Origin of the sequence: Photobacterium sp. GSS17, assembly GCF_028621875.1 — a bacterium.
GTDB classification, from domain to species: domain Bacteria; phylum Pseudomonadota; class Gammaproteobacteria; order Enterobacterales; family Vibrionaceae; genus Photobacterium; species Photobacterium ganghwense.
In genome coordinates this window covers 214709-237283 of the sequence record NZ_CP117517.1, presented here as the reverse complement: position 1 = coordinate 237283, position 22575 = coordinate 214709, and the positions used below count along the sequence as shown (strand labels likewise).

The window sequence follows — 22575 nt, the reverse complement described above, 5'->3', positions numbered from 1 at the left end:
TAATCACAATCCTATGAATTTAAAAAATAAACTCTCGGCCTGCTTTGCAGGTCTGTCACTCATCATCATCCTTCTCCTTTCTTTCCTTTCTTATAACGCTCTCAAGGAGGCCACGCTCGCGGGGCTGAATGATGAACTGATGACCGCAGCCAATGCCACCTACCACATTATTGGTGACACCACACACGACCGCCTAAACACCACGGCGGCTGACGACTACGACACCATCTCCCGCCGTCTGGCGGACTTCATCCAGGCCGCGGATCTGGACTGGACATATGCCACGGTGCAACGCGGGAACCGCATTTACTACACCTATATCAACCAGACCAAAGAGGAACTCCAGCGCGGTCAGTACCAGAACTGGTATCTGCAGGAATACAAGGTGGTGCCGAAGCAACTGCAAGAGGCATTTAACACCAACCGGATCCAGTTTGAAGACTACCAGGGCGAGTATGGTCAGTACCGCTCTATTTTCGTGCCGTTTCACAATGACAAGGGTGAGCGCTACGTGATTGGGGTGGATATCTCACTCAGTGAAATCAATCAGATACTGAATGACGCCCTGAAGCAGACCGGCGTGGTAGGATTGCTGGTGCTGCTTGCTGCACTGGTGGCCGCACGCGTTATTGCCTCACCGATTGTGGCACCGGTCAATGCCCTGTATGAGGTACTGACGGATATTGCCAACGGCAACTGGAACTTGAACCATCGCGTACCGGTGACCACTCAGGATGAGCTCGGCAAGATGTCAGAAGGATTCAATACCTTTATGGCCGCTCTGCGCAATCGCATCCAGGAAGTCAGCCAGTCAACGGAAAGCGTGGCGGCGATCACCGCCCAACTGGATCCCCTGATTGCCGCCGTGACCCAACGCTCGATGGCTCAGGCCGAAAACGTCGGCAACAGCGCCACGGCCATAGAGGAGCTGGCAACCAGCACACAGAGTATTTCAGGGGTGGTGGTTCAGGCTAACCAGCAAATGTCGCACATTGAAACGCAGACGCACACCACAGTAGATGCGATCAATGAAGCGGTCGCTGGGATGCAGCAAGTTCAGCGCGAAACCAATGAGTTAGCGGACAAACTAAAACAGCTGGACGGACGCGCGGGAGAGATCAACTCCATTCTGGACGTGATTAAAGGAATTGCCGACCAGACTAACCTGCTGGCCCTCAATGCAGCCATTGAAGCTGCCCGTGCCGGTGAACAGGGCCGGGGGTTTGCAGTGGTCGCCGATGAGGTTCGTCAGTTGTCTGAACGCACTGCCAAGGCAACCGTCGAAATCAGCACCATGATCACCGCTATTCAGCATGACACTTCTGACGCCACCGAAACCATGCAATTTGCAGTGACTCAGGTGGATGCCTGCGTCCAGCATGCCGAACAGGCCAATACGACCTTGTGTGAGTTCCGCAATGAAATCACTCAAATAACACAAGGGATGGATGAAATTACGGAGTCCGTTCGAGAACAAGCCTATGCCGCCGAGCACCTGTCGTCTAACGTGGCCGATCTCAGTACCAGCGCCGATGAAAACCGCCGCTCTACCGAAGAAGCCAAACAAGGCGTTGAGGAGTTACACCGCCGCTCCAGCAGTTTGCGCGACGTGGTCCAGCTTTTTTCGTTCTGATTCATACCGCAACACACGACTAACGGAAAATAACAATGGTAAAAAAACTCAGTCTGCTGTCTCTTTCTTTGCTAGGAATGAACATGGCTCAGGCAGCTCCGCTGCTGAACAATGACAGTCATACACAAGTGATGGCAGAACGCGTGGCAGCCAGTAACGCCTGGCTGGAAATTGATACTCAGGCCTTCAGCCACAATATCCAGCTGCTGAAAACGCACCTGAACGGCAAATCAAAAATCTGCGCCATCATGAAAGCCGACGCCTACGGCAATGGTATCGCCGGCTTGATGCCCACCGTCATTGCTAATCAGGTTGACTGCATCGGTATCACCAGCAATGAAGAGGCGCGCACGGTACGCGAACAAGGGTTCAAGGGCCAGCTGATGCGGGTACGTTCAGCCAGCCGCAACGAAATCGAAAACGGTCTGCAATACCACATTGAAGAGCTCATCGGCACACGCAGCCAGGCCGAGCAAATTATCGACATTTCGCAACGTCACAAACAGCCTATTGCTGTGCATCTGGCACTGAATACTTCAGAAATGGGGCGGAACGGACTTGAACTGGGTACCGAGCAAGGCAAGCAAGACGGCCTGTACATTGTTCAGTCGGCGGGCCTTAAAGTCGTGGGCATCATGACCCATTTCCCGAATGAAGGCATTGAGACCATTAAGCAGAAAGTGACGCAGTTTAAAAGTGATGCCCAGTGGCTGATTGATAACTCGCCGCTCAAACGCGAAGACATCACACTGCATGTGGCCAACTCGTTTGCGACCCTGAATATCCCCGAGGCGCGCTTAGACATGGTGCGCCCGGGCGGCATGCTGTACGGCGACTACCCGGCCACGGCACCGTACAAACGTATTGTGTCGTTTAAAACCCGCATTGCGTCCCTGCACCCATTCCCTGCCGGCAGTACCATCGGCTACGGCAGTACCGCCGTGCTGGAGCGTGATTCGGTGCTGGCAAACCTGCCGATTGGCTATTCCGACGGCTTTGCCCGTTCCCTGGGTAACAAAGGCAGTGTGCTGATTAACGGCCAACGCGCCAAGGTGGTAGGAGCCGCATCCATGAACACCATCATGGTCGATGTGACTGACATTCCAACGGCGCAAGCCAATGATGAAGTGGTAGTTTTCGGTACTCAGGGCAAGAACACTATTACCGGTGAGGAAACGGAGGAGCATAGCGACCGCATTCTGCCGGAACATTACACCATCTGGGGTATTACAAACCCGCGCGTTTACCTGTAAATCCCTGAGCGGCAAAAAGGTCCAGACCGCCGTCTGTCCTTGCCGCTTAAGCAATGTAGAAGCACAAGCGGAGAGCCGCCCATTCGGGCGCTCTCCGCTTTTTTCTCTGCTCGATTCCGTTGTTATTCCCTTATTTCCTTTCGTTCATGTCCTTATCTTTTCATTCCTCTGCATCTACTCTTTTTAGCCGTCTGTGAGCACTTTACCGGCCGCTTTTTCTTTTAGCGGCTGGCAAGTTCCCTCCGTAACCGCTTGGTTTAACAACAAACCCGCCAATAACGACCTGATGCTCAGCAATCAGCATCAGGCCTTGTTTTAACAGCCAGAAAAAGCAGCCCGCAGCAGGGCAGATCCGGCTACACGCGCCAGGGACACGCTTATCGCGTACAGCTTTTTATTAAAAAACCAGCTTTTTTGCGATCAAAATAAATGCATGAATAAAAACACCAAAAAATAGCAATAAACCATTGAATTTAAATCATTATTTTTTCGTGCAGCTTTTCCAGCTTTTTCCATTAAAAACATACAGTAGCCCAGCAGGTTACTATAGACTTAAAGGTGGTCAGATAATAAACACATTGACTTGTCACGATAAAAAAAGATCATGGTCAAATCGCTCGCTTTTTAGCACGATGAGGCGCATAGTCCCGCTCCATCCTGCTGACGAGAAGACAGCCAAACTTCCCGTACACAGTCTATAATCAATACCATTTAACGAGAATCGACATGAAAATTGGCATCCTTTCCCAGAACGACAAGCTGTACTCTACCCGACGTCTGTGCGAAGCCATTGAAGCGCGTGGCCATGAAGCCGTGGTCATAAATGCCCTGCGTTGTTACATGAATATCAACTCAGTAAAACCCTCTATTCATTTTGAAGGTCAGGACCTGACCGGGTTTGATGCCATTATTCCGCGCATTGGCGCCGACATTACCTTCTTCGGTTGTTCGGTGTTACGTCAGTTTGAAATGATGGATGTATTCTCTGTAAACCAATCCATCGCGATTACACGTTCACGGGATAAGCTTCGCTCCCTGCAGCTACTTAGCCGCAAGGGAGTCGGTATGCCAATTACCGGCTTTGCCAGCAAACCGGATGACATCCCAGACCTGATCAAAATGGTCGGCGGTGCTCCACTGGTGATCAAATTGCTGGAAGGTACCCAAGGCATAGGTGTGGTACTGGCGGAAACCCAAAAAGCGGCAGAGAGTGTTATCGAAGCCTTCATGGGTCTGAAAGCCAACATCATGATTCAGGAGTACATCAGAGAAGCCGGTGGCGCAGATATTCGCTGCTTTGTTATTGGCGATAAAGTTATTGCCTCAATGAAGCGTCAGGCTGTTGAAGGTGAGTTCCGCTCTAACCTTCACCGTGGCGGCAGTGCCTCCCTGATCCGTATAACGCCGGAAGAACGCAGAACTGCCGTGGCAGCAGCCAAGGCGATGGGACTGAGTGTTGCTGGTGTCGATCTACTACGGTCAAACCGTGGTCCGCTGGTGATGGAAGTCAACTCATCCCCAGGCCTGGAAGGCATTGAAACGGCAACCGGTAAAGACATTGCTGGCATGATTGTCGAATACATCGAAAAAAATGCCGGTCGTCGCATGCGTCACCACATGCATCAGTGATCTGACTCCAAGTCATCAAGATCACATATTTACCTGCCAGTATGGACAACCATACTGGCAAGGAAAACTAAACAGCCTCCGGGCTGTTTTTTTCTGACATAAGCTTTCTACTTTACTTTTTTGGAGATAACCGCCCATGTGGCCTGATATTGACCCGTTTACCTGGCCTGCCATTTTGCAATGTGCCATCTGCGGGGCAGTGATTGGTTTTGAGCGACAAGTTCGCGGCAAACCGGTCGGGATTCGTACTTCCACCCTGATTGTGCTCGGGACTTACTGTTTCATTACCTTGGGCGAAACCTTGTCGGTAAACAATGCCGATATTTCGCGGGTACTGGCGCAAGTCATCACCGGGATCGGTTTTCTGGGCGCCGGGGTGATGATGAATCGTGATGGTCAGGTACATGGGGTCACATCGGCCGCCGTAATCTGGATGCTGGCAGCCCTTGGGATTACCATCGGCCTCGATTATGGGCAGACCGCAGTGATCATGACCGGACTGGTTGTCGCCATCCTGCTGGGTGTCGATAAACTGGAAAACAGTCTGCGTTTTCTGCGCAATGGTGTCCATGCCCATCTGAGCGATCGCCAGCAACGCAAAAAGATGAAACGGCACCAGGCGGCGGAGTCGGATCAGCCTTAACGCTTATATCTCCCAACGTAGGCGAGCTTAGAAGGTATCGCGCTAAAAGGTTTTGCGCTTATAAAAGCCTGCTCGCTTAATTCTGAGGATTCCTGAGGTTTATCCCCTCGCCAATTTTTTCCAAACCGACGTACAGCTTTTTACTTCACCGCTTTTTTACGGCATCGCCGGCACGATCGAACGTGCAGCTTTTAAAGAAACGAACACGAAAAAGCTGTACAGATTCACACCCTGTAATCATCCCCACCAAGTAAACACATAAGACATTGTTTTTAAATGATTTTAAAAACGTGCAGCTTTTCTGGCTTTTTTCCTGATAAACCCCTCCTAGGTTCTTCATCGGCGATCCCCACCTGACTTTCTATTCAGGATTCCTTCCCCCACGTTCAGCTTTTTTATATAAAGACAGCAAAAAGCTCACCGCTCTATCCCCCTTTTTAGGAATGATAGGATAAACCATTCAAGGTTATGATTTTATTGGAATTTTTATAACGTACAGCTTTTTCAGCTTTTTCCTGAGTAAACTCACTCGGCCAATTTAGCGCAGTCCTCTCTTCACTCAGCGTGCAAATGTTCAACCACAACACGCTTTTGTACAGCTTTTTATGGAAATGACAGCAAAAAGCCACCCACATTCCACACCAAATAAAAACCAACGAATATATAGATTCAAGCTGTTGTTTTTAAATGAATAAATTAACGTACAGGTTTTCCAGCAATTTTCCTGACGAGCTGGATGGCAGAATGATTGGCGTTTCTGCCTAGCTGCGATGAGGCATACATTCACAGGCACACTGAACTCAGGCCACACAGGGACAGCTCAGATACCGGTGAACACAATGAGTTTTTCAAGCAAAGAAAAGGCTACAAAAAGACAGCCATTCCGAAAACGCGAGAATCACAGGAGACACAGACGGCAAGCCGTGGGATGAAGGGAAAGCTACAATCAGCCGGTACACTCCAGCAGACATAAAAAAACGGAGGCGTTAAGCCTCCGTTTTTAGCAACACTGGACAGTGAATTAAATCACATCATCCCGCCCATGCCGCCCATGCCCATGCCGCCCATATCAGGCATTGATGGTGCATCTTTCGCAGGCATGTCCGTCACCATCGCTTCTGTGGTGATCATCAGGCCAGCTACAGAAGCCGCGAATTGCAGTGCAGAACGCGTTACTTTTGTTGGGTCCAGGATACCCATTTCGATCATGTCGCCGTACTCACCAGTTGCAGCGTTGTAACCGTAGTTACCTTCACCTGCTTTAACCTGATTTGCGACTACTGACTCTTCGTCACCGGCGTTCTTCGTGATCTGACGGATAGGTGCTTCCATTGCACGCAGTGCAACGCGAACACCTACGTTCTGATCTTCGTTGTCACCTTCAACACCCGCTACTTTAGAAGCAGCACGGATCAGGGCAACACCACCACCAGCAACCACGCCTTCTTCAACCGCAGCACGAGTTGCGTGCAGGGCATCTTCTACGCGGTCTTTCTTCTCTTTCATCTCAACTTCAGTTGCTGCGCCAACTTTGATAACCGCAACGCCGCCAGCCAGTTTAGCCACACGCTCTTGCAGTTTTTCTTTGTCGTAATCTGAAGTTGCGTCTTCGATTTGCTGACGAATCTGGGCAACACGGCCCTGAATCATCTCTTCTTCACCAATACCATCGATGATGGTGGTGTTTTCTTTGGTGATAGAAATACGCTTCGCCTGACCCAGGTCTTCCAGCTGAACTTTTTCCAGCTCCAGACCCACTTCTTCAGAAATCACAGTACCTGCAGTCAGTACTGCGATGTCTTGCAGCATAGCTTTACGACGGTCGCCGAAACCAGGTGCTTTAACCGCAGCCACTTTCACGATACCGCGCATGTTGTTCACGACTAGCGTAGCCAGTGCTTCACCTTCTACGTCTTCTGCAATGATCAGCAGTGGACGAGAAGCTTTCGCTACGGCTTCCAGAGTTGGCAGCAGTTCACGAATGTTAGACACTTTCTTGTCAACCAGCAGGATGAATGGGTTTTCCAGTTCTACGCTGCCCGCTTCCTGGTTGTTGATGAAGTAAGGTGACAGGTAACCGCGGTCAAACTGCATACCTTCAACCACGTCCAGCTCATCGTGCAGAGCCTGACCTTCTTCAACAGTGATAACACCGTCGCGGCCAACTTTTTCCATTGCTTCAGCAATGATGTTACCCACGCTTGCGTCAGAGTTCGCAGAGATAGTACCTACCTGAGCGATCGCTTTGGTGTCAGCACATGGTACAGACAGCGCTTTCAGCTCTTCCACTGCAGCCGCAACGGCTTTGTCGATACCGCGCTTCAGATCCATTGGGTTCATGCCCGCAGCAACGGCTTTCAGACCTTCGTTCACGATAGCCTGAGCCAGAACGGTTGCAGTCGTTGTACCGTCACCCGCAGCGTCATTCGCCTGAGAAGCAACTTCTTTCACCATTTGTGCGCCCATGTTCTGGAACTTGTCTTCCAGTTCAATTTCACGCGCTACAGATACACCATCTTTAGTGATGGTTGGCGAACCGAACGACTTGTCCAGTACGACGTTACGGCCTTTAGGGCCCAGTGTTACTTTAACTGCGTCTGCCAGAACGTTGACACCTTCCAGCATTTTGATGCGGGCATCGTTACCAAATTTTACGTCTTTAGCTGCCATGTCAGTCTTCCTTTCTTAATTCTTTATTCGAGGTGAACGGATTATTCAACGATAGCCATGATGTCGTTTTCAGACATGATCAGGACTTCTTTACCGTCGATTTTCTCAGTTTTAGTACCGTAACCTTCAGCAAAGATAACAGTATCACCAACTTTCACGTCCAGTGGCTGCACGGTGCCGTTTTCAAGAATGCGGCCTTTACCAACGGCAAGCACTTTACCGCGGGTAGATTTTTCTGCTGCAGAACCAGTTAGAACGATGCCACCAGCTGATTTTGATTCCACTTGCTGGCGCTCAACGATAACTCGGTCATGTAAAGGACGAATGTTCATCGGTCGTCTCTCCTGATAAAAGTAATGTCCATAGTAACAATGGGGTAAGGCGCCATTGGCCCTACATTTTCTGTTAACTAAACATGTTGGGACGTTTTTTGAGATCCCAAGCCCCCAGGCCAAATTTTTTTCAAAATATAGTGAAGAGTTTTTGCCCGATCACATTCTTTGCTTTAGGGTAGGCAGGCATTCTTTGTCCGAGAGCGTTATGGCTGTAGAAAAACGACCCGACAAACACGGGTTATTGTCTGATCCTATCCCTGATGTTCTGCGTCGCCTCACGGTTCCGATGATCTTTGGAATGGTCGCGATCCTGATGTTCAATCTGGTGGATACCTTCTTTATTTCCCTGCTCGGCACCGAGGCGCTGGCCGCCGTCAGCTTCACCTTTCCGATCACCTTCGCCCTGAACTGCATCACCATGGGCATTAGCGTCGGGATCTCAACCAGCATTGGCCGACTACTGGGCAAAGGAGATACCCAGCGTGCCGCTCGCCTGACCACGCACGGACTGCTGCTGGCTGTACTGATGATGATTGCGGCCTCCGGACTGGGGCTGTTCACCATCGAACCGCTGTTTACTCTGATCGGTGCCAAAGCCTCATTGTTACCGATCATTTCAGACTACATGGCCATCTGGTATTTGGCGATTCCGCTGCTGGTGATCCCGATGGCTGGCAACAGTGCCATTCGCGCCACCGGGGATGCCAAAACCCCGGCCAAAATCATGATGCTGGCCGGCGCGATCAACGGGGCACTGGATCCGCTGCTAATATTCGGGCTCGGCCCTTTTCCGGCGCTGGGCGTTCAGGGTGCCGCCATTGCCAGCGGGATCAGCTGGGCGTTTGCACTGATCTGGTCGCTGGTTGTGCTGGTCAAACGTGACAATCTGCTGGCAAGGCCGCAACTGGCTCACTTGCTGCCTGACTGGCGGCAAATCCTCCAAATTGGCACGCCGGCGGGTCTGTCCAATGCCCTGACGCCACTGTCCGGCACGGTGTTGATGACCATTCTGGCGGCACAAGGCACTGCCTCCGTCGCCGCCTATGGGGCAGCCATGCGCATTGAGTCCATCCTGATCACCGTCATGATGGCGCTGGGCTCTGCCCTAATGCCTTTCATGGCGCAGAATCTCGGCGCGGATAAACCGGAGCGAGCCTTTGCCGCCCTGTTTACCGCCATGCGCTTTGCCATCCTGTTTCAGCTGCTGGTGTATGTGATGATGGTGCCTCTGAGCTGGCCGCTGTCTTCACTGTTCAGCCAGGACGAGGCAGTGCGCTCCCAGTTGTGGCATTACCTGATCGTGGTACCGGCCAGCTATGGCTTACAAACGGTGTGCATGTTGCTGATCAGCGGTCTGAACGCGATGCACCAGTCCTTTAAGGCACTGCTGTGGAATTTACTGCGCCTGTTTGGTCTGTTACTGCCTGCGGCTTGGCTGGGCAGCCTGCTCGGGGGAACCGAAGGGCTGTTCGCCGGCATTGCCTTGGCCAACGTAGTATGCGGACTGGTTGCCTATCTGTACGCGCTGAAACTGCGCCGTGACAAGCTGGCATTCGTGACAAGCTAATATCCGTGACAATCTGACGGCATCGATGCACCTGCCGCTGTGGCCATACGGGTGGGCGCCTGAATCTCGGCACTGATGCCAGCCTGAAAAGATGAACAGGATGAATAAAAAAAGACAGCTTTCGCTGTCTTTTTTTATTTGGCCAGCCTCACACTGGCACTCGAACGGTTAACGCAAACGGGGGGTATCATCATCGTCGCTGTCTGCGCGCTTATCCTTGGCATCTTTGCGTTCGTATTCGCCGTCAAAAACATCCCCGCCCTGAGAATTAAACGGGTTGTGATCCTGACGAGAGAAAGGCCCTTGGTGAAAATCCTGACTGCCGCCAAATCCGGCACTGAACCCCGAACCAGCGGCCATGCCATGCACCTTGACTCGCTTCATCAGCTGTTTGGCCAGCATGGCGCGCGGGCCAGGCAGCAGCGCCAACATTCCCATCGCATCGGTCATGAAGCCCGGCGTCAGCAGCAACACACCGGCAACCGCCAGCATCACCCCTTCCACAATCTGTTGGGCAGGCAGTTCGCCTTGCTGCAGGCGGTTTTGAACCGACAGCAGGGTCGCGATCCCCTGGCTGCGAACCAGTGATGCCCCTACCACAGCGGTGACCAGCACCAGGCTAACCGTCGGCCATAAACCAAGGAAGCCGCCGACCTGAATAAACAGGGCAATCTCGATGATGGGCACAACAATAAACAGAAACAGTAAAATCGGAAACACGGCTTTCCCCTTGCTGATTAGCGGTATTCAGGTGCAGCCATGACACATTCCGGACACATCACAACGTTACCTTAGGTATATAGACAATAATGGGAGTTGAGCAGTTTTTTTCAACTGCTCGGAGTAGGGTTTCATTGTAACAGTTGATTACAATACTCTGGCCCATGAAAACAAAACATACGGTTCACATTCTGTCATATTGTGTCATTTACCCTCACTAAACGCGGGGGAATCATTAACAGAATTTGTGACCACTTTCGCATTCTTGTGCAAAGGTTTTCAGGCCTCTGAAAAAAGTGATCTGGATTATGTTTTTACCCCTAAAGGGGAGTATTATCGGCAACAGACAATAGGTGTCAGGTACGATCATCTAGCCAAAATCTCTATAGAATGGACTCTAAAGCTTAAGAATTGGCTCAACAACTATATTTTATTAGCAGATTCCACTAAGGCTACGTCATGTCTCAGATGATTGATCTAGAAAAAAATGAAGCAATGATTAACAACGTTGCAACCCGCATCGAAGAAGATCTACTTGGTGAACGCCACGTGCCGGCGGATGCTTACTGGGGCATCCACACACTGCGTGCCGTAGAAAACTTCAATATCTCTAATACCACTATCTCTGACGTTCCAGAATTCGTACGCGGCATGGTTTTCACCAAGAAAGCAGCAGCAATGGCGAACAAAGAACTGGGCGTGATTCCTTCTGACGTGGGTGAGTACATCATCAAAGCGTGTGATTTGATCCTGGAAACAGGCAAGTGCATGGATCAATTCCCTTCAGACGTTTACCAGGGCGGTGCTGGTACTTCCGTTAACATGAACACCAACGAAGTTGTTGCGAACCTCGCTCTTGAGCTGATGGGCAAAGACAAAGGCGAATACGACATCGTTAACCCGAACGACCACGTCAACAAGTCTCAGTCAACAAACTGTGCTTACCCAACCGGTTTCCGTATTGCCGTTTACAACAGCATCATGAAGCTGCTGGAAGCACTGGATTACCTGAAAGCCTCTTTCGACGCGAAAGACAAAGAGTTCGCTAACGTCCTGAAAATGGGCCGTACTCAGCTGCAAGATGCCGTACCAATGACAGTGGGTCAGGAATTCCACGCTTTCGGTATCCTGATCAAAGAAGAAATCAAAAACCTACAGTACACCGCTCAGCTACTGCTGGAAGTGAACCTGGGTGCAACAGCAATCGGTACCGGTCTGAATGCCGCTACGGGTTACCAGGAGCTGGCTGTACAACGTCTGGCTGAAGTAACCGGCCTGCCTTGCGTACCAGCAGAAGACCTGATCGAAGCCACCTCTGACTGTGGTGCTTACGTTATGGTTCACGGCGCGCTGAAGCGTACTGCCGTTAAACTGTCTAAAATCTGTAACGACCTGCGTCTGCTGTCTTCCGGCCCTCGTACCGGTCTGAACGAAATCAACCTGCCAGAAATGCAGGCGGGTTCTTCTATCATGCCAGCTAAAGTTAACCCAGTAATCCCAGAAGTGGTTAACCAAGTGTGCTTCAAGGTAATTGGTAACGACACCACTATCACTTTTGCCGCAGAAGCGGGCCAGCTACAGCTGAACGTGATGGAGCCAGTGATTGGCCAGGCACTGTTCGAGTCTATCGACCTGCTGAAAAACGCCTGTATCAACCTGCGTGACAAGTGTGTGTCTGGCATCACGGTGAACAAAGATATCTGCGAAAGCTACGTCTTCAACTCTATTGGTATCGTCACTTACCTGAACCCGTTCATCGGTCACCACGAAGGCGACATCGTCGGTAAGATTTGTGCAGAAACCGGTAAGAGCGTGCGTGAAGTCGTACTGGAACGTGGCCTGCTGACTGAAGAGCAGCTGGATGACATCTTCTCTGTGCAGAACCTGATGCATCCTGAATACAAGGCTAAACGTTACAACTAATCCCGTAACTCAATAACAATCAGGCGGATTTTCAGGATGAGGATCCGCCTTTTTTTGCTACAGATTCCCCTTTTTCGACTTTAACTTTTTAATTTCAACTTTAAGACAGGACAATTCTATGATTGCTGTAGAACTCTTGGTCGTTCTCGCGTTTATTTTCTTAGGCGCCAGAATCGGCGGTATTGGTATCGGTCTGGCGGGTGGCGCCGGTGTGATCGTGCTTTCCCTTCTGCTGGGTATGCCAACCAGCCAAAGCTACATCCCTATCGACGTCATTCTTATCATCATGTCTGTTATCACCGCTATCGCCGCAATGCAGGTAGCAGGCGGGATGGACTGGCTGGTTGAACTGGCCGAAAACTTTCTGCGTAAGAACCCGAAACGCATTACATTCTATGCACCAATCGTTACTTACCTGATGACCCTGATGGCTGGTACTGGCCACACGGCATTCTCAACACTGCCAGTTATTGCAGAAGTGGCTAAAGAGCAAGGTGTTCGCCCTTCTCGTCCACTGTCTATCGCGGTCGTGGCATCACAAATCGCAATCACTGCCTCACCAATTTCAGCGGCCGTTGTGTTCTTCTCCGGCATCCTGGATCCAATGGGCGTGGACTACCTGACTCTGCTGGCCATCTGTATTCCGACAACCTTCATTGCTTGTATGGTCGGCGCTTTCGTTGCTAACTTCCTGGGCTGCGAACTGAAAGATGATCCTGTGTACCAGGAGCGTCTGGAAAAAGGTCTGATCAAGCTGCAAGGCACAACCAAGCGTGAAATCCAGCCAACCGCGAAGAAAGCGACGTTCATCTTCCTGACTGCGATCCTGATTGTCGTGGGTTATGCTGCTGCCATTTCAAGCTCTGTAGGCCTGATCGAGAACCCGGCGCTGGGCCGAAACGAAGCAATCATGACATTCATGCTGGCCGCCGCCGCCGCTATCGTATTCACCACCGGCATTGACGCAGCCAAGATTCCGGCAGCGCCAACATTCCGCTCTGGTATGACGGCTTGTGTGTGTGTACTGGGTGTAGCATGGCTTGGTTCAACATTCGTTAACGGCCACGTTGACGGCATCAAAGAAGTGGCAGGCTCACTGCTGCAAGATTACCCATGGATGCTGGCGATGGTTCTGTTCTTTGCCTCTATGCTGCTGTACTCACAAGGGGCAACCACGACGGCGCTGATGCCTGCGGCACTAGCTATCGGTGTGGCTCCACTGACCGCTATCGCGTCTTTCGCTGCGGTAAGTGCACTGTTCGTACTGCCAACTTACCCAACGCTGCTGGCAGCCGTCGAAATGGATGACACCGGTTCTACCCGTATCGGTAACCTGGTATTCAACCACCCATTCTTTATTCCGGGCGTTACTACTATCGCCACGGCTGTGGGTCTGGGCTTCGTCGTTGGCGGACTGATTCTGTAAACTGTCCTGTTCGACAACCGGTAAGGCTGCCTGCAGGCAGCCTTTTTCTTATCTGTATTCAGACAGATATGAAAAAATATCGATAGTAAGTTCTTACTAACTTGTTTTATAAACCTTGCTTTACTCCTGGCTAAAAAAGCGCGCCAGCGAACATGATCACCAACATTGCCATTGGCTCACAAGCAACCGATGGAATGCAAACAGCCTATGGAACACAGACCACCGATGGCAAGCACAGTGACCTCACGGGCTTCCCTCCAAGGTCATCTCACATAGCCGGACCGGCCGAAAAACCAGGCATTGTGTGTTAACACCAGCTTCATGCATCACATATCATCAAGCTAGATAACGAGATAGCTGAGTGGTATTGCGCGAGAAATTGCAGTGAGAAAATGGCGTTCGTGAATCTGGTGAAAGAGAAAGAAGAACGATGAAATATCGATTCGTCAGATGCCGATACATCCGGTGACATATTTATCAGGAGTCGGTTCAGGCAGTGAACCACAAAGCAGGGTAAAATGAGAGGTTAACGCCTCCGCCCTTGTCAGGGCGAAGACAGTGAACAAATACGGATTCCCGACGTATTTGCTCATTCGGCGTCTCCATCAATCCCAATGTGAACGCCGAGTCATGTCTCTTTTTGCTACAGAGCAGGCCAAGACAGGAAAGCCTGCCTGAGTAGTGTAGTCAGAGGGGACATCGGGCGATAGAGGTAAAAGCGTGATGCAGCGATGCAAAAATGGTATGAAGTTAGATGACCTACGCACTCTGATTGCGATTGCCCAACACGGAAGTTTCAGAGCAGCCGCCAGTGCACTTGATATTCCCCCGGCCACCTTAAGCCGCCGTCTGCAGCGGCTGGAGGATACCCTGAATTGCCAGTTGGTGATTCGGGACAGCCGAAATGTGTCCCTGACCCCGCTGGGTGAAGACTATGTCGCGCGTTGCCAGCCACTGCTGAGCGCGCTGGAGTCTGCCACCAGCGAACTGCGGGACAATACACAGAACCACCCCAAGGGCTCATTGCGGGTGTCCGCTCCGGTCGGCTTGCTGACTTACCGGCTGATGCCACTGTTTAACCAGTTTCTGGCGCAGTATCCGGACATCACATTGGCGCTGACCCACCTTTCCAATCAACACCATGATTACAGCCCGGAGCAGTACGATGTGGTGTTTCGGGTAGGGCAACAACCTGACTCCAGTTTTGCGGCGGCACGGCTGGGGGAGTCACAGCGCATTCTGGTGGCCAGTCCGACCTACCTGCAACAGCACGGCCAGCCGCGCCATCCGGATGACCTCGCTCACTATGCCCGTCTGGCAAGCGTGCCAGAGTTTGAGTGGGCACTTACCAGCAAAAATGATGAGCAGAAGCAGATCGTATGGGTGAACACCCCGGTCAGAATGGCCATCGCCGATTTGAACAGCATCAAACAGGCCGTGATTGATGGCCTGGGGATTGCCTGCCTACCCAACTATGTGGTGGCCGATGCGCTGACCCGTGGACAACTGACCACACTGATGGAGCACTGGTATTCTCCACCACGGCCGATTTATATGCTGTATCAACGCATGGGCTACCTGCCTGCCCATATTCGGCTGTTTATCGATTTTATGCGGGCGGGCCTGAGCGATCCGTGCGAGCCGGATCAAGGGTGTGACGCTTGCCCCGGACGTTGAAATCGTCCCGGGGATAAAGCGGTCTCTGAAGATACGCTCTGATATAGTTAGAGTATGCTGTTTTCTGGCGCTCTCCCGCCAGGTTTTCTCAGAGACGAGTCCACGCTGATGATACACATGCAACCGACCGCGCTATGGCGCTGGCTGAGTCAGCCGCTGCTACACGCCATCACGGCGCTTTTACTGCTTCTGGCCGGGCTGCCGGCCCAGGCATTTACCCTGCCCGGCAGCTCACCGGCCCCGACCCAGTTCGTGCCGGTGGATGAGGCGTTTCCGTTTAACTTCCTCCAGCAGGGTGAGACGGTCTATCTCGACTGGCAAATCAAACCCGGTTATTACCTCTACCAGCACCAGCTGTCCGTCAGCAGTGACACGGCGCAACTGGGCAACGTCACCATCCCGGCCGGCACCCCGTATCAGGATGAATTTTTCGGTGAGGTCAACATCTATACCGACCCTCTGATGCTGGCCGTTCCCTTGCTTCGCGCTGATGACAACGCAACCCTGACCATCCGCTATCAGGGCTGCGCCAAAGCCGGGTTCTGCTACCCACCGGAAGTTCGCCAGATCCCGCTCACAGCGGTGCTGACCTCGGCAGGGAGCGGAACGAGCACCACGCCAGGCAGCGTTAACACAGCGGCCACCAATTCGGTAGTAAGCACTAACATAGCTACACCACAAAAAACCCCGGTGCCACCACGCACCCAGCAGGATCAGCTGGCCAGCGATCTGGCCGACCAGTGGTGGACCCCGTTTGTCTTTCTGGCCTTGGGGATCGGGCTGGCCTTCACCCCCTGTGTCCTGCCGATGTACCCGATTCTGAGCGGTATTGTGCTGGGCAGCGGTCAGCTGACCCAGCGCCGGACCTTTGCGCTGGCGTTCACCTATGTTCAGGGCATGGCCCTGACTTACACATTGCTCGGGTTAGTGGTGGCGTCGGCCGGCATGCAATTTCAGGCTGCCTTGCAGCACCCGTATATCCTGATTGGCCTGAGTGTGCTGTTTGTGGTGCTGGCCCTGTCGATGTTCGGTGCCTATACCCTGCAACTGCCCGCCAGCGTACAGACCTGGTTGAGCAACCTGAGTAACCGCCAGCAGGGCGGCCACAGCGGAGGGGTCTTCCTGATGGGAGCCATTTCCGGCCTGGTGTGCTCCCCCTGCACCACCGCTCCGCTCTCCGGCGCGTTGATTTATGTGGCTCAGAGCGGGGATCTGCTGACCGGTGCCGTGGCACTGTACGCCCTTGCCATCGGCATGGGAATTCCGCTCATTCTGGCCGCCATGTTCGGCAACCAGCTACTGCCAAGAGCCGGCCAGTGGATGACCCACGTGAAAACGTTCTTCGGCTTCATTCTGCTGGCCGTGCCGCTGTTTCTGCTGGAGCGCACCCTGCCGTCTGCCGTGATGCCGTATCTCTGGTCACTGCTGGGTCTCACCGCGTTTGGCTGGCTGTATCACGTCAAGCAGACACTCACCGTGTCCTGGCGCAGCAGCCTGCTGGCCGTCGTCGCGATCGTCGGCCTGCTGGTGGCAGTGCAGCCCTGGTTCCCGCTACTGATCGGTGACAAGCCTGCAGCCGACAGCAATGCCAGCCAGCCGACCATTACCTTCCGACAGGTAACAAACTTGGATGAACTGAATCTGGCGCTGGCTGATGCCAAGGCTCAGGGGATGCCGGTGATGCTCGACTTCTACGCTGACTGGTGCGTGGCCTGTAAGGAATTTGAAAAGTACACCTTCCACGAACCCGATGTTGCGCGTCAGTTGAACAGTTTCATGCTGCTGCAAGCCGATGTCACTAAAAGCACGCCAACCGATATGGCCCTGTTGCAGGCAATGAATGTCCTGGGTTTGCCTACCCTGGACTTCTGGAATCCACAGGGAGAAGCCCTGAACGGCGCACGCCTGACTGGTTTCATGGAAGCCAGGCCATTTCTGACTCACCTGAAAGACCACCAGCTGATTCAATAGCTGGTGGTTCGGGAGTGGTGGCACCGTCACCGCTTCCTTTTCATCGCCTGCTCCCCGTCCTGGCACCAGCTTTTCCTCGTTTCTACCGGGTTTGTTTCACCGCCGACATATCGCCACCTGATCAAGCTCTTATCTTGGCTGTTAACGAATTGATCAGGCGCAGATCCAGTGATAGCGTTAAGAAAAACAACCAGAAAATACTGCCATGGACGCTCAGTACACGATTGTTATCGCCGATGACCATCCGCTGTTTCGCAATGCGCTGTTTCAATCAGTGCATCTGGCGATCAGCGGGGCTAATCTGCTGGAAGCAGATTCCCTCGATAGCCTGCTCACCCTGCTTGATAAAGAGCCGGACGTTGACCTGTTGCTGCTGGATTTAAAAATGCCCGGCGCCAACGGTATGTCCGGCCTGATCCAATTACGAAACCAATACCCGGACCTGCCGATTGTGGTGATTTCCGCCAGCGAAGAGCCCAGTGTCATCCGCCAGGTCCGCAGTCACGGGGCTTTCGGCTTTATCCCCAAATCCAGTGACATGCGCGCGCTGATTGGTGCCCTCAACCAGGTACTCGACGGCGAACCGGTGTTCCCGGAAGGGCTGGGGGAAGACAGCGACGACGTCAGCGATCTGACCGATCGCATTGCCGCCCTGACCCCGCAACAGTACAAGGTGCTGTGCATGCTCTCTGACGGCCTGCTCAACAAACAAATCGCCTACGAGCTCAATGTCTCTGAAGCCACGATCAAGGCCCACATGACCGCGATTTTCCGCAAGCTCGGCGTGAAAAACCGCACCCAGGCCGTCATTCTTCTGCAGCAGTTGGATCTGGCACCATAATTTCTCATTCCACCCGACAGTTAGCGTTAGACTTTCGGCTAACTTTCGCTTTTCCCGACTTCCTCAGTTCTCCTGCGTAGCTCACAAAATCACCGCCTCTGCGGTGATTTTGGCCATTTTGGCTCGACTAAAGTTGCACTGTTCAAATGGTCATTCGTTGCTATTGTCATGTCGTAACATTTTTTTAACGCGATTTTGACGACGTGTAAGGAGATGAAAATGGCGTTCGAATCCAAGGAACAGGCGCAAGCCTACTGGAAAGAAAATCTCGGGATCATGGGCTCGCTACTGGCTATCTGGTTCCTGGTCTCATATGGCGCAGGGATCCTGTTTGTTGACGCCCTGAATGCAATTCAGCTAGGTGGCTTCAAACTGGGTTTCTGGTTCTCGCAACAGGGATCGATTTATGTGTTTGTGGCCCTGATTTTTGTCTACGTGGTGCGGATGAACGCGCTGGATCGTAAGTTCAACGTGCAAGAAGACTAAGAGGTTTATTATGGATATCCAAACCTGGACGTTTATCTTAGTGGGCATCACTTTCGCCCTCTACATCGGCATCGCCATCTGGGCCCGCGCCGGATCAACCAGTGAGTTCTATGTGGCCGGCGGTGGCGTACACCCGGTGGCTAACGGTATGGCAACGGCCGCCGACTGGATGTCAGCCGCCTCCTTCATTTCAATGGCAGGGATCATCTCTTTCGTCGGTTACGACGGCGGGGTATACCTGATGGGCTGGACAGGCGGTTACGTGCTGCTGGCACTGTGCCTGGCACCTTACCTGCGTAAGTTCGGTAAATTTACGGTGCCGGATTTCATCGGCGATCGTTACTACTCGAAAACGGCGCGTATGGTGGCTGTCTTCTGTGCCATCTTCATTTCCTTCACCTACGTGGCCGGTCAGATGCGTGGGGTGGGCGTGGTATTCGCCCGCTTCCTGGAAGTTGATATCAACATGGGTATCATCATCGGGATGGCCATCGTGTTCTTCTACGCCGTGATGGGTGGGATGAAAGGGATCACCTACACCCAGGTTGCTCAGTACTGCGTGCTGATCTTCGCCTTCATGGTACCGGCTATCTTTACTTCTCTGATGATGACCGGCAGCCCGATTCCACAAATTGGGATGGGCTCAACCCTGACAGGTACCGAAACCTTCCTGATGGACAAACTTGACGGCCTGACCGCGGAGCTGGGCTTCACCTCCTACACCGACGGCTCGAAAAGCATGGTCGATGTCTTCTTCATCACTGCGGCGCTGATGGTAGGTACAGCCGGTCTGCCACACGTTATCATCCGTTTCTTCACCGTACCACGCGTTAAAGATGCACGTATCTCTGCCGGTTGGGCACTGCTGTTCATCGCGTTCCTGTACACCACCGCTCCGGCAGTAGCCGCTTTTGCCCGCGTGAACATGATCACCACGGTGAACGGCCCTGATATGCAAGGTGTGCCGGTTGAGCAAGCACCAAGCTGGGTAACAAACTGGGAGAAAACGGGTCTAGTAACCTGGGAAGATAAGAACGGCGACGGCAAAATGTTCTACTCCGGCGATGAGCGCAACGAGATGAACATCAACCGTGACATCATCGTACTGGCAAGTCCTGAGCTGGCGAAACTGCCGAACTGGGTAGTTGCTCTGCTGGCAGCCGGCGGCCTGGCCGCTGCACTGTCTACCGCTGCCGGTCTGCTGCTGGTTATCTCCACCTCGGTTTCGCACGATCTGCTGAAGAAAGGCTTCAAACCCAATATGACCGATAAACAGGAACTGCTGGCCGCACGGGTGGGCGCAGGTCTGGCTATCATCGGTGCCGGTTACCTGGGTATCAACCCTCCGGGCTTCGTAGCTCAGGTGGTGGCATTCGCCTTCGGTCTGGCTGCCGCCTCGTTCTTCCCGGCGATTATTCTGGGCATCTTCTATAAGAAGATGAATAAAGAAGGCGCAATTGCCGGCATGCTGTCAGGGATCTTCTTTACCGCAGCGTACATCATCTACTTCAAGTTCATCAATCCGGCCGCCAGCACGCCTGAAAACTGGTGGTTCGGCATTAGCCCAGAAGGCATTGGTACACTGGGTATGTGTCTGAACTTCGTGGTATCAATTGTTGTGAACAAGTTCACTGCCGAAGTACCGGAAGATGTACAGGAAATGGTTGAATCTATCCGTTATCCAAAAGGGGCCGGTGCCGCGCACGATCACTAATCGGGCCCGCCACACCGCCATCCTCAAAAGCCGACGCCACGCGTCGGCTTTTTTCTTGCCTTTCTCTGTGCTTTTTCCTTCTGCTTCAACGCCGCCTTTCTGCTTTTTCGCCACACGGAACGTTCACAAGGATTGCCATCCTGAAAATTAAATGATAATAATTATCATTACATGGTATGTATGGGGCCACTATGGACAGCCACGCTCACCTCTATAACGCATTTTTTAAAGCGCAGGATCGGTTTCAGGATTACTCATCTCCTCACGGTTTTGAGCCGGATGTTATTCACGAATACCTTCATTGGGGTGTGCTGCTGGCGGCCAGCCACGAACACGGGGCTGAGCAAGAAAATGCCCTGTTGTGTGAGCTGTTCCTGCGTCAGCTGTATCACCATTTTCTCGAAGCCATTGCCGACCCGCGGCGCAGCCGCATCTTTCGCCGGGTGTGCCTGGACTCCATCCATGTCCCGCTACTGACCCTGAAGCGTTATTACGACCAATTCGAAGACGGGGATATCCGTTTTCTGGCCTTACAGCAACAACTGCGCGGCGTACAGGCGCCGCTCGACTGACAACAAGGAGCCGCAATGAACCAGACTTTCCGTACCGAAACTGACAGCATGGGCGAGGTGCAGGTCCCCACTGACGCACTGTATCAAGCCCAGACCCAGCGGGCGGTCGATAACTTCCGCTTCAGCCGTCACACCATGCCGGCCCGATTCATTCAGGCGCTGGCTTACATCAAGCAGACGGCAGCACTCACCAATGCTCAGCTCGGTTTGCTGGAAGGTGATATAGCCACTGCCATTGAGGAAGCCTCACAAAGCATTATCGACGGCCAGCATCTGGCGCAGTTCCCCATTGATGTCTTTCAGACCGGCTCCGGTACCAGCTCAAACATGAATGCCAACGAGGTGATTGCGACACTGGCGAGCCGAACACTCGGCGGGGATGTCAGCCCGAACGATCACGTCAATATGGGCCAGAGCAGCAATGACGTGATTCCTACCGCGATACAGGTCAGTTCTGCTCTGGCTCTCGAACAACAGCTGCTACCGGCCCTGCAGCATCTGATTGCAACACTGGAGGCCAAGAAAAACAGCCTCAGCCACGTCGTGAAAACCGGGCGCACCCACCTGATGGATGCCATGCCGGTGACCTTTGCCCAAGAGCTGGGAGGCTGGCAGTATCAGATCAGCCATGCCAAAGCGGCCATCGAACAGACCTTGCCTGCGGTCAAAGCCCTGGCCCAGGGCGGCACCGCCGTCGGGACCGGCATCAACGCCGATCACCGCTTTGCCGGAGCGTTTGCCGACAACCTGTCGCAGGCCACCCGGATCCGCTTTTCCACCAGCGAGAACTTCTTCTTCAACCTCAGCAGCCAGGATGCGATCGTCGCCCTGTCCGGCCAGCTGCGCACGACAGCAGTAGCGATCATGAAGATCGCCAACGATCTTCGCTGGATGAACTCCGGCCCTCTCGCCGGGCTGGGCGAAATTGAGCTACAGGCGCTGCAACCCGGATCCTCCATTATGCCGGGCAAGGTCAACCCGGTGATCCCGGAAGCCGCCGCCATGGCAGCCGCCCAGGTGATCGGGAATGACGCGACCATCACGGTGGCCGGCCAGTCCGGTAACTTCCAGCTGAATGTCATGCTGCCGGTGATTGCGCACAATATTCTGGAAAGTATTGAACTGCTGGCAAACAGCGCCACAGCTCTGGCCGATAAAGCCATTGCGACCTTCACGGTGCGTCAGGATAACCTGGATGTCGCGCTGGCCAAGAACCCGATTCTGGTCACCGCACTCAATCCGGTGATTGGCTACCTGAAAGCCGCCGCGATTGCCAAACGAGCCTATCAGGAGGGCCGGGCCATTATTGACGTGGCAGAAGAGGAGACCGATCTCAATCGCGCAACTTTGGAACGCCTGCTCGATCCGGCTAAACTGACGCAGGGTGGCGTCGCAGAGTAGCTGTGTCCGCGGCCAATTTCAGTGGCCAGTGACCTTGCTGTCTATAAATACGAAGAGACCGCCCGGAGGCGGTCTCTTTGATGCATGCAGCTAAGAGATCAGATACGCGTTTTT

At 53.0% G+C, this 22575-nt stretch carries 18 protein-coding genes; 14 read left to right on the top strand and 4 right to left on the bottom strand.

Annotated features, from left to right (window positions below):
- The first annotated feature begins 13 nt into the window (after positions 1-13).
- The 4 genes from PGW97_RS01095 to PGW97_RS01080 all read left to right on the top strand — a co-directional run bounded on the left by PGW97_RS01095 (position 14) and on the right by PGW97_RS01080 (position 5158).
- On the top strand, positions 14-1633 hold the full coding sequence (locus tag PGW97_RS01095) for a methyl-accepting chemotaxis protein (RefSeq protein WP_047885247.1): 1620 nt from the start codon (positions 14-16) through the stop codon (positions 1631-1633).
- 35 nt (positions 1634-1668) lie between these two features.
- Complete coding sequence (alr, locus tag PGW97_RS01090; protein WP_273858241.1) at positions 1669-2886, top strand: alanine racemase; 1218 nt, start codon at positions 1669-1671, stop codon at positions 2884-2886.
- Positions 2887-3612: 726 nt separating this feature from the next.
- Positions 3613-4515 carry a 30S ribosomal protein S6--L-glutamate ligase gene (rimK, locus tag PGW97_RS01085; protein ID WP_047885249.1) on the top strand — a complete coding sequence of 301 codons (903 nt, stop codon included), beginning with the start codon at positions 3613-3615 and terminating at the stop codon, positions 4513-4515.
- 136 nt (positions 4516-4651) lie between these two features.
- Positions 4652-5158 carry an MgtC/SapB family protein gene (locus tag PGW97_RS01080; protein ID WP_047885250.1) on the top strand — a complete coding sequence of 169 codons (507 nt, stop codon included), beginning with the start codon at positions 4652-4654 and terminating at the stop codon, positions 5156-5158.
- Positions 5159-6184: 1026 nt separating this feature from the next.
- Here the strand turns inward: PGW97_RS01080 and groL are convergent.
- Together groL and PGW97_RS01070 are read right to left on the bottom strand one after the other, a co-directional pair.
- Entirely contained in the window at positions 6185-7828 is a 1644-nt protein-coding gene (gene groL, locus PGW97_RS01075) for a chaperonin GroEL (RefSeq protein ID WP_047885253.1), read from the bottom strand.
- Between the two features lie 41 nt (positions 7829-7869).
- Positions 7870-8160 (bottom strand): co-chaperone GroES, encoded by a 291-nt coding sequence (locus PGW97_RS01070; RefSeq protein WP_047885254.1) that lies wholly within the window; start codon positions 8158-8160, stop codon positions 7870-7872.
- Positions 8161-8368: 208 nt separating this feature from the next.
- Between PGW97_RS01070 and PGW97_RS01065 the strand changes: the two genes are divergently transcribed.
- Positions 8369-9730: an MATE family efflux transporter gene (locus PGW97_RS01065; RefSeq protein ID WP_273858238.1), complete on the top strand. Its 1362-nt coding sequence runs from the start codon at positions 8369-8371 to the stop codon at positions 9728-9730.
- Positions 9731-9898: 168 nt separating this feature from the next.
- On the opposite strand, the gene PGW97_RS01060 is transcribed toward PGW97_RS01065, so the two are convergent.
- Entirely contained in the window at positions 9899-10450 is a 552-nt protein-coding gene (locus PGW97_RS01060; protein ID WP_273858237.1) for an FxsA family protein, read from the bottom strand.
- A 459-nt stretch (positions 10451-10909) separates the two neighbouring features.
- Here PGW97_RS01060 and aspA point away from each other — a divergent pair, with 459 nt between their 5' ends.
- Both aspA and PGW97_RS01050 read left to right on the top strand, forming a co-directional pair.
- Positions 10910-12373, top strand: coding sequence for an aspartate ammonia-lyase (aspA, locus tag PGW97_RS01055; protein WP_047885257.1), 1464 nt, complete (start codon positions 10910-10912; stop codon positions 12371-12373).
- A gap of 118 nt (positions 12374-12491) precedes the next feature.
- Positions 12492-13799 carry an anaerobic C4-dicarboxylate transporter gene (locus tag PGW97_RS01050; protein ID WP_047885258.1) on the top strand — a complete coding sequence of 436 codons (1308 nt, stop codon included), beginning with the start codon at positions 12492-12494 and terminating at the stop codon, positions 13797-13799.
- Between the two features lie 446 nt (positions 13800-14245).
- On the opposite strand, the gene PGW97_RS01045 is transcribed toward PGW97_RS01050, so the two are convergent.
- Positions 14246-14392 (bottom strand): hypothetical protein, encoded by a 147-nt coding sequence (locus tag PGW97_RS01045; protein ID WP_273858236.1) that lies wholly within the window; start codon positions 14390-14392, stop codon positions 14246-14248.
- A gap of 151 nt (positions 14393-14543) precedes the next feature.
- Between PGW97_RS01045 and PGW97_RS01040 the strand changes: the two genes are divergently transcribed.
- The 7 genes from PGW97_RS01040 to PGW97_RS01010 all read left to right on the top strand — a co-directional run bounded on the left by PGW97_RS01040 (position 14544) and on the right by PGW97_RS01010 (position 22461).
- Positions 14544-15476 carry a LysR family transcriptional regulator gene (locus tag PGW97_RS01040; RefSeq protein WP_047885300.1) on the top strand — a complete coding sequence of 311 codons (933 nt, stop codon included), beginning with the start codon at positions 14544-14546 and terminating at the stop codon, positions 15474-15476.
- Positions 15477-15593: 117 nt separating this feature from the next.
- Complete coding sequence (locus PGW97_RS01035) at positions 15594-17447, top strand: protein-disulfide reductase DsbD (RefSeq protein ID WP_273859610.1); 1854 nt, start codon at positions 15594-15596, stop codon at positions 17445-17447.
- A gap of 205 nt (positions 17448-17652) precedes the next feature.
- Positions 17653-18288: a response regulator transcription factor gene (locus PGW97_RS01030; RefSeq protein WP_047885259.1), complete on the top strand. Its 636-nt coding sequence runs from the start codon at positions 17653-17655 to the stop codon at positions 18286-18288.
- A 219-nt stretch (positions 18289-18507) separates the two neighbouring features.
- Positions 18508-18774 carry a DUF4212 domain-containing protein gene (locus tag PGW97_RS01025; RefSeq protein ID WP_047885260.1) on the top strand — a complete coding sequence of 89 codons (267 nt, stop codon included), beginning with the start codon at positions 18508-18510 and terminating at the stop codon, positions 18772-18774.
- Positions 18775-18784: 10 nt separating this feature from the next.
- A complete protein-coding gene (locus tag PGW97_RS01020) occupies positions 18785-20488 on the top strand; it encodes a sodium:solute symporter family protein (protein ID WP_047885261.1) in 1704 nt (567 codons plus the stop codon).
- A gap of 191 nt (positions 20489-20679) precedes the next feature.
- Positions 20680-21060, top strand: coding sequence for a hypothetical protein (locus PGW97_RS01015; protein ID WP_273858230.1), 381 nt, complete (start codon positions 20680-20682; stop codon positions 21058-21060).
- Between the two features lie 15 nt (positions 21061-21075).
- Complete coding sequence (locus tag PGW97_RS01010) at positions 21076-22461, top strand: class II fumarate hydratase (RefSeq protein ID WP_273858228.1); 1386 nt, start codon at positions 21076-21078, stop codon at positions 22459-22461.
- Positions 22462-22575: the final 114 nt, after the last annotated feature.

Coding starts and splice junctions, on each gene's coding strand:
- PGW97_RS01070 (WP_047885254.1), bottom strand. CDS start 8,160: ATGAACATTCGTCCTTTACATGACCGAGTTATCGTTGAGCGCCAGCAA.
- PGW97_RS01040 (WP_047885300.1), top strand. CDS start 14,544: ATGAAGTTAGATGACCTACGCACTCTGATTGCGATTGCCCAACACGGA.
- aspA (WP_047885257.1), top strand. CDS start 10,910: ATGTCTCAGATGATTGATCTAGAAAAAAATGAAGCAATGATTAACAAC.
- PGW97_RS01030 (WP_047885259.1), top strand. CDS start 17,653: ATGGACGCTCAGTACACGATTGTTATCGCCGATGACCATCCGCTGTTT.
- groL (WP_047885253.1), bottom strand. CDS start 7,828: ATGGCAGCTAAAGACGTAAAATTTGGTAACGATGCCCGCATCAAAATG.
- PGW97_RS01050 (WP_047885258.1), top strand. CDS start 12,492: ATGATTGCTGTAGAACTCTTGGTCGTTCTCGCGTTTATTTTCTTAGGC.
- PGW97_RS01020 (WP_047885261.1), top strand. CDS start 18,785: ATGGATATCCAAACCTGGACGTTTATCTTAGTGGGCATCACTTTCGCC.
- rimK (WP_047885249.1), top strand. CDS start 3,613: ATGAAAATTGGCATCCTTTCCCAGAACGACAAGCTGTACTCTACCCGA.
- PGW97_RS01080 (WP_047885250.1), top strand. CDS start 4,652: ATGTGGCCTGATATTGACCCGTTTACCTGGCCTGCCATTTTGCAATGT.
- PGW97_RS01035 (WP_273859610.1), top strand. CDS start 15,594: ATGCAACCGACCGCGCTATGGCGCTGGCTGAGTCAGCCGCTGCTACAC.
- PGW97_RS01065 (WP_273858238.1), top strand. CDS start 8,369: ATGGCTGTAGAAAAACGACCCGACAAACACGGGTTATTGTCTGATCCT.
- PGW97_RS01025 (WP_047885260.1), top strand. CDS start 18,508: ATGGCGTTCGAATCCAAGGAACAGGCGCAAGCCTACTGGAAAGAAAAT.
- PGW97_RS01010 (WP_273858228.1), top strand. CDS start 21,076: ATGAACCAGACTTTCCGTACCGAAACTGACAGCATGGGCGAGGTGCAG.
- PGW97_RS01015 (WP_273858230.1), top strand. CDS start 20,680: ATGGACAGCCACGCTCACCTCTATAACGCATTTTTTAAAGCGCAGGAT.
- PGW97_RS01045 (WP_273858236.1), bottom strand. CDS start 14,392: ATGAGCAAATACGTCGGGAATCCGTATTTGTTCACTGTCTTCGCCCTG.
- alr (WP_273858241.1), top strand. CDS start 1,669: ATGGTAAAAAAACTCAGTCTGCTGTCTCTTTCTTTGCTAGGAATGAAC.
- PGW97_RS01095 (WP_047885247.1), top strand. CDS start 14: ATGAATTTAAAAAATAAACTCTCGGCCTGCTTTGCAGGTCTGTCACTC.